General features: G+C 48.0%; 6 protein-coding genes. 5 read left to right on the top strand and 1 reads right to left on the bottom strand.

Annotation, left to right across the window (positions count from 1 at the left end):
* Positions 1–278: 278 nt before the first annotated feature.
* The 5 genes from NK638_RS11140 (at position 279) to NK638_RS11160 (ending at position 6869) form a co-directional block, all read left to right on the top strand.
* Positions 279–2111, top strand: coding sequence for an extracellular solute-binding protein (locus NK638_RS11140; protein WP_274633073.1), 1833 nt, complete (start codon positions 279–281; stop codon positions 2109–2111).
* A 109-nt stretch (positions 2112–2220) separates the two neighbouring features.
* Positions 2221–3000, top strand: coding sequence for a hydroxyacylglutathione hydrolase (gene gloB, locus NK638_RS11145; RefSeq protein ID WP_274633072.1), 780 nt, complete (start codon positions 2221–2223; stop codon positions 2998–3000).
* 20 nt (positions 3001–3020) lie between these two features.
* On the top strand, positions 3021–4091 hold the full coding sequence (gene yejB / locus NK638_RS11150) for a microcin C ABC transporter permease YejB (protein ID WP_105245699.1): 1071 nt from the start codon (positions 3021–3023) through the stop codon (positions 4089–4091).
* Positions 4092–4138: 47 nt separating this feature from the next.
* A complete protein-coding gene (locus NK638_RS11155; protein WP_446739834.1) occupies positions 4139–5170 on the top strand; it encodes an ABC transporter permease in 1032 nt (343 codons plus the stop codon).
* A gap of 31 nt (positions 5171–5201) precedes the next feature.
* On the top strand, positions 5202–6869 hold the full coding sequence (locus NK638_RS11160) for an ABC transporter ATP-binding protein (protein WP_446739835.1): 1668 nt from the start codon (positions 5202–5204) through the stop codon (positions 6867–6869).
* 219 nt (positions 6870–7088) lie between these two features.
* On the opposite strand, the gene NK638_RS11165 is transcribed toward NK638_RS11160, so the two are convergent.
* Positions 7089–7634, bottom strand: a 546-nt coding sequence (locus tag NK638_RS11165; RefSeq protein ID WP_342454292.1) for a transposase, incomplete at its 5' end; no start/stop codon positions are given.

The raw sequence follows: 7634 nt of genomic DNA on the forward strand, positions 1-7634 counted from the left end.
TTTATTGTCAGTCAAAAAACCGCTAGGCAAACCTACTGTATACCTAAAACCGTGCCTCTACTGATGTAAACCCACCTCATCGCTGCGCTGTATTATCAAAAAAGCCTCGAGCATGACGACATCGATCCAGCAAATCATTAGGTGAAAAAACCTAAGTTTGTTATGATAAAATTTTTCGAGGGCAGAGCTTGGCAGTGGTTTTTACGTGTTATGGCTATAATGCTCACGTTTTTTCGATGATAGGTACGGTAAGTAAAGAGGTCTATTGATACCCCATGATGCCCAAAAAAGCCCTGCCAAAAACCGTTTTGTTTGCTCTGGTCATCGGCTGGCTGCCGATAGCTATAGCAGCGCCTGTCACCACGACAGCGCTTGGTCATAATAGTCCCACTGAATATGCCGACGCCCCATATATGCCCTATGCCAATCCAAATGCGCCCAAAGGCGGCACGCTGTCACTCGATGCGCGCGGCACCTTTAATGCGGCCAACAAATGGATGACCACGGGGGTGGCGATGGTCGGTACCGACTATCTGTACGACACGTTGATGACCGGATCATTAGATGAAGCCTTTACCATGTATCCGCAGCTGGCCAGCAAAGTTACCTACGACCCTGAGGACACCAGCTGGATTATCTATCATATTAACCCTGCGGCGCGTTTTTGGGATGGCACAGAGGTCACTAGTGCCGATGTCAAAGCCACTTATGACGCCATATTAAATAAAGGCCCGATGTATATTCGTAGCTATTTGGGAGATATCAAAGACATCCAAATTGTCGATAAGCGGCGAGTCAAGTTTGTCTTTACCTCCGATGATAATAAAGAGATTCTATTAACAGTCGGGCAGTTTCCAGTGTTTGCCAAATCCTCTATCGATACCGACTTTGAAAAAATCAGCCTAACGCCGCTCATGGGCAGTGGGCCTTATAAGCTTGGCCGCGTCGATGCAGGACGCTCGGTGAGCTATGTCCGTGATCCCAATTACTGGGGGCGGGATTTGATAGTCAATCGCGGTCGCTATAACTTTGATAGGATTAAGTTTGTCTATTACCAAAGTGATGAGATTGCTTTTGAAGGGTTTAAGTCTGGACAATATCGCTTTCGCCCAGAAAATAAAGCCTCTAATTGGGCAACCGGTTATCGATTCCCAGCGGTAAAAGCAGGGCTCATTAAAAAAGAAACCATCAGCAGTCAAAACCCAGTACCTATGCAGGCGCTGGTGATGAATTTGCGCCGGCCATTGTTTCAAGACATTCGCGTGCGCCAAGCACTGAGCGCCGCTTATGATTTTGAATGGATGAATAAGACGCTGTTTCATGGGCAGTATGAGCGCCTGCAAAGCTTTTTTCATGGCTCGGAGCTTGCCGCTACGGGTACGCCATCGCCTACCGAGATGCAGGTGCTAAAACCACTACTGCCGACACTTGAGCCGATTCAGCGCCGTGCAGTACTGGCGAGATGGCAACTTCCCACCAGCGATGCTAGCGGCTTTAATCGTGAAGGGTTATTAAAGGCGCGTGCGCTTTTGCTAGATGCGGGTTTTTATTATGACGATATGCAGCTATATCAGCCTAATGGTAAGCGTGCTCGGATTGAGATGCTGATGACGGGCGAGACCATGGGACGTGTGTTGCTGCCTTATATTCGTAATCTCAAGCGCCTAGGGTTCGATGCGACCTTGCGGCAAGTCGATGGCCCACAATATTACGAGCGAATGCGCCGCTTTGATTATGATATGGTGGTCGATGTATTTGCCCAAAGCTTATCGCCTGGTGCTGAGCAAGTAGGGTTTTGGGGTAGTAGTGCTGCCGATGAGACGGGCAACCGAAACACGGCAGGTATCAAAAACGCGGCGATAGATGAGGTGATAGAACAATTAGGCGACGCCGAAAGTCGTGACGAGATTGTCTTATATACGCACGTCCTTGATCGTCTGCTACGCGCAGGTCACTATATGGTCCCGCTATATGGCAAATCTAGTACCAATGTTGCCTACTGGAATCAGTATCGCCATAATGGCACACTGCCGACTAATGCAGTCGGAATCGACTACTGGTGGGTGGATAAAGCAGCCGAAGCGCGCGTCAATAACTACTTGAAAAAATAAACGATGGCTTGGGTACCTAATATCTAATGTATCGTTTATCAAAAATAGCCATTCTCAATACTTGAATAAAAAGATAAGCAACACCTATAACTACTGGTAAGGATTTGATATGAGTATTCGTATTCACCCGATTAAAGCGTTTAATGACAACTATATCTGGGCGCTCATTAATGAAAATAACAAGCAAGCCATCGTCATTGATCCGGGTCAAGCTGAGCCTGTCGTTGCTTATCTAGAAGACAATGAGCTGGAGCTGACGTCTATCTGGACCACCCACCATCATCATGATCATATCGGCGGTGTGGCAGAGCTACAAGAGTCTTATCCGATGACGCATCTGGTGGCCCATGGCGAGCATACGGTCGATGAAGACCAGACCATCAAGGATGGTAGCACGGTCAGTGCCTGGGGCTGCGCGGCGCAAGTATGGGACGTGTCGGGTCATACGGCAAGTCACGTGGCTTATGTCTTAGATATCGATGGTCAAAAGCATTGTTTTTGCGGAGATACCTTGTTTAGTGCTGGCTGCGGCCGCGTGTTTACAGGAACGATAGAGCAGTTGCATGAGAGCTTTAAGCGTTTAAACGGACTGCCAGCCGAGACGCTGCTGTATCCAGCGCATGAATATACTGCCAGCAATCTACGCTTTGGTCTCTCTATCGAGCCTGCTAATGAAGCGATGCAGCAAGCATTGGCGCAAGCAGAAGAAAAGACCGCCCAAGGCACCCCAACATTGCCGGTGACCTTGGCGCATGAGCGTGCTGTCAATGTGTTTTTGCGCACACAAGAGCCGAGTGTGATCGCAGGTGTCAAGGCCAAGATGGCGATCAATGATGATAAGTCACTGACGGTATTTGCCGCGCTACGTGAGCTGAAAAACAACTTCTAATTATTTTAGGAAGCTGACATATGGGTCGTTATATCTTAAAAAGATTGCTGCTGATATTACCGACGCTATTTTTGATATTGCTGGCGAACTTTGTGATTGTACAAGCGGCGCCAGGCGGTCCTGTGGAGCAGCAGCTGGCATTGATTGAGCAAGGCGCAAAAGACAATGCGCTCGGCGGTAGTATCGGCGCGGGTAGTGCAGGCGGCAATGATAGTACCTACCAAGGCACGCGCGGCCTATCTGAGGAGATGGTGGCCGCAATCAATGCGCAATACGGCTTTGATAAGTCAGCGCCTGAGCGCTTTTGGCTGATGCTAAAGAACTACGCCCAGTTAGATTTTGGTGAGTCGTTTTTTAAGGGCCAGACGGTGACCGATCTGATTATAGAAAAGCTGCCAGTATCTATCTCGCTTGGGCTGTGGAGTACGCTGCTGATATATATGATTGCCATCCCACTTGGCATCTACAAAGCCATGCATCACGGCTCGGGGATTGATAAAGCCACTGCTATGCTACTCGCCATTGGCCATGCGATACCTGTGTTTGTGTTTGCCGTCATACTGTTGGTGTTTTTTGCGGGTGGCAGCTACTGGAATATCTTTCCGCTGCAGGGACTGACCTCCGAGAATTTTGATCAGTTAAGTACCTTGGGTAAAGTGAAGGATTACTTTTGGCACTTGGCACTGCCGCTATTAGCAAGTACCGTTGGCGGTTTTGCCGGCTTGACTTATTTGACCAAGTTTAGCTTTTTAGAAGAGCTGGGTAAGCAATATGTCCTAACCGCACGCGCCAAAGGCTTAGGCGCGCGTCAAGTGCTGTACGGTCATGTGTTTCGTAACGCGATGCTGATTATTATCGCTGGTATCCCCGCGGCCATCGTTGGGATTTTCTTTGCTGGTAATTTTCTTATTGAAATCATCTTTAAACTCGATGGTTTAGGACTGCTTGGCTTTGAGGCCATTCAGCAGCGTGATTATCCAGTGATATTTGGCACGCTGTTTATCTTTACCTTAGTTGGTCTACTATTACAGCTCATCAGTGATTTAAGTTATCACCTCATTGATCCGCGTATTGATTTTGAGGGTCGCTAATGTCAAGTCAACCATTACCTTCAGCGCCTGCAAGTCCGTCTATGACGATGACAAAAAAATGCCGCCTAAATCCTATTTGGCAAGCACGCCTACACCGCTTTCGTCGCAATCGTCTTGGCGTCGTATCGCTCGCTATTTTTGCCCTGATATTCGTCCTTTGTATGGCAGCCAACGTGATTGCCAATGACAAGCCGCTACTGGTGCAGTATCAAGGCGATTACTATTTTCCTGTGCTAAAGGCCTATCCTGAGACGACGTTTGGCGGTGTGTTTGAGACCGAAACCAATTATAAAGACCCTGCAGTGCAAACGCTGATTAATGAGCAAGGCTTTTATGTGATGCCGCCCATTCCCTTTGCCGATCAGACGCCAAATGTTGCGCTGGGTCTGCCTTATCCTGCGCCGCCCAATAGCCAAAACTGGCTGGGTACGGATGATTTGGGTCGTGATGTGCTGGCGCGCATACTTTATGGCATGCGGGTGTCGTTGTTATTTGGTATCGCTTTGACGCTGGCAGGGGCGATGATTGGTATTATTGTCGGTGCGATACAAGGCTATTACGGTGGCTGGGTAGATTTGGCAGGCCAGCGCTTTATGGAAGTGTGGGGCGGGATGCCGCAGCTGTTTATGATTATTATTTTGGTCAGCTTGTTTAGTCCCAGCATCTTTATGCTGTTTGCCATGATGCTGCTATTTGGCTGGATGGGATTAGTCGGTTTGGTACGCGCCGAGTTTTTGCGGGCGCGTAACTTTGATTATGTCCGCGCAGCCCGTAACCTTGGGGTGTCGGATAGCCGCATTATGATGAGGCACATCTTGCCCAATGCCTTGGCCTCTAGCTTATCGCAGTTGCCGTTTATCCTAACAGCCAATATCATTGCCTTAACCGCGCTAGATTTTTTAGGGTATGGCTTACCGCCTGGCTCGCCGTCACTTGGCGAGCTGATGGTACAAGGCAAAAACAACCTTGATGCGCCTTGGCTGGCACTATCAGGGTTTTTTAGTCTGACTTTTATCTTATCCTTGCTCATCTTTATTGGCGAAGCGTTGCGTGATGCCTTTGATCCGAGGCGCTCCTAAAATGACAACTGATAAGATGATAAACGCCAATATGATAACTACTACTGAGCAAAGCAGCCTTTTAGGTGACAATCATAGCAATACACAAAACAAGCTCATGCTGGTAGTAGATAAACTTAGCATCGTCACGGACGCAGACATCGTCTTAGTCGATAAGCTAACGTACGAGCTGCGACAAGGGGAGACATTGGCTATCGTCGGCGAGTCAGGCTCTGGCAAGTCGATCGCCAGTCTTGCACTGTTGGGCTTGCTACCAAATAGCTTGAGCGTCACAGGTAAAGTGCAGTTGGCAGACGCGGAAAAAATGACAACATTGCCGATAAGCAACCATAAAACACGTGATGCAGCGCTGCGCGCTATCCGTGGTCAGCGCATCGCTATGGTGTTTCAAGAGCCGATGACAGCGCTGAACCCATTACATACGGTTGCCAAGCAAATCGCCGAGTCGTTGCGTCTAAGCGGCGTACCCAAAAAGCACTGGCGAGACAGGAGCATCGCTTTGCTAAGTGATGTCAATATTACTGACCCTGCTGACAAGCTGCATCGCTATCCACATGAGCTGTCCGGTGGCCAACGCCAGCGGGTAATGATCGCCATGGCATTGGCGCAGCAGCCTGATATCTTAATCGCTGATGAGCCGACCACTGCGCTGGATGTTACTCTGCAGCATGAGATTCTTGAGCTGCTAGATAGTCTCAAGCGGCAGCATCAGATGGCAATGATACTCATCAGCCATGATCTTAATTTGGTCAAACGCTATAGCGATAACGTCATCGTCATGCGCCAAGGTCAAACGATTGAGCAGGGGAAAACTGCCGAGGTGTTTAATCAGCCAGAAGCTGACTATACTCGCACTCTTATCGAGCAAGATTTTGGGCAAGCATTAGATCTATCTGAGAATGAAAGTCAGCGGCCAACCGTATTGCAAGTCAGTCATTTACAAGTACAGTTTCCGATCGAAAAAAGTCTGTTTGGCGGCGTCAAGCGCTGGTTTGATGCAGTAAAAAACGTCGATATGACGCTGCAAAAAGGGCAGGCGCTCGGTATCGTTGGCGAGTCTGGCTCTGGCAAAACCACCATTGCCCTTGCGCTGAGTCAATTACTGAGTCATCAAGCACGCATCAGTGGTCAGATTGTGGTGAACGGCCAAGCTATCGCGGTATTGTCTAGGAGTGAGCTGCGAAAATTCCGCTCGCAGATTCAGATGGTATTTCAAGACCCCTTTGCCAGTATCAATCCGCGTATGACGGTGATGCAGATAGTTGAAGAAGGGCTGTTGGTACAAGGCGTGGCTAAGGTCGCCCGTCAGCAGGCGGTGATGGATAGTTTGGCAACCGTGCACCTGCCTGCTGAGTTTGCCCAGCGTTATCCGCATGAGCTATCAGGCGGTCAGCGTCAGCGAGTGGCGCTTGCTCGTGCGCTTGTGATGCAGCCAAGTTTATTGATACTTGATGAGCCAACGTCTGCACTTGATAGCACCACGCAGGTTACGGTGGTCAACTTGCTACGGGAAATTCAGGAAAAATTGCACATCAGTTACGTGTTTATCAGTCACGATCTAAAGGTTGTGCGCGCTTTATGCCAGCATATTATGGTACTAAAAGAAGGCGCGTGCATCGAGTCTGGAGCGACCGAAGCTATTTTTGATAATCCAAAGCATCCGTATGCCAAGCAATTATTGCAAGCGAGTATGCTTTAGTCTAAGCAGTCAGGATAAAATAACTATACGAATTTATAAAACCTGGAACACCATAGATGATAAGTAGGCTCAAAATAAAACCTATTCGAGCGCGTGATACCAATGAATGAGCCAAACAGGCCTTTGACCACGTTTGAGCTATTGTTTGACTTGGTCTATGCCATTGCCGTAGCGGCGGCTCATGGTTTTTATAGCCGTTTAAGTGAGCATGACTTATAGTCACTGCACTACAAAAGAGTTATGATTTGGATGAATATCATAAAACAATTTAGATAAGTCATTTTCCATCCAGCCTTGGCGTAGAAACTTCACTTGAGCCCATTTTTTCTCGATGGGATTTAATTCAGGACTATAAGGTGGTAAGAATAGAAGCCTGTGATCATGCCTGTTAAGCAGCTTTTGAACGCGCTTATGAAACGTCGCATTATCCATAATGATCACACATTTTTTCTTAAGCTTTGGTACCAGCGTGATCTTGCACCAGTGATAGAAAACCTCTTTATTGATGTTGCTCTTTAAGCAATCGAGTGCAAACAGCATTTTGCCAAAGAGCGCACCAATGACGTTGGTTCGCTCTTTGGATTGCCAGTTATAGCGGTCAATACAAGGGCTACCGATGGGTGCATAACTACAAGGACGCATCGTTTCACTCTCAAAGCTACTCTCATCCATGTAGACAATAGCAAAGCCTTGAGCGATGTAGTGGTTAAGTTTTTGTAGGTAGTGAGCCCTCTTTAGTGGACAAGCTTTGGGATGCTCAAGTGT

It is taken from the genome of Psychrobacter sp. A3, assembly GCF_028823565.1.
GTDB classification, from domain to species: domain Bacteria; phylum Pseudomonadota; class Gammaproteobacteria; order Pseudomonadales; family Moraxellaceae; genus Psychrobacter; species Psychrobacter celer.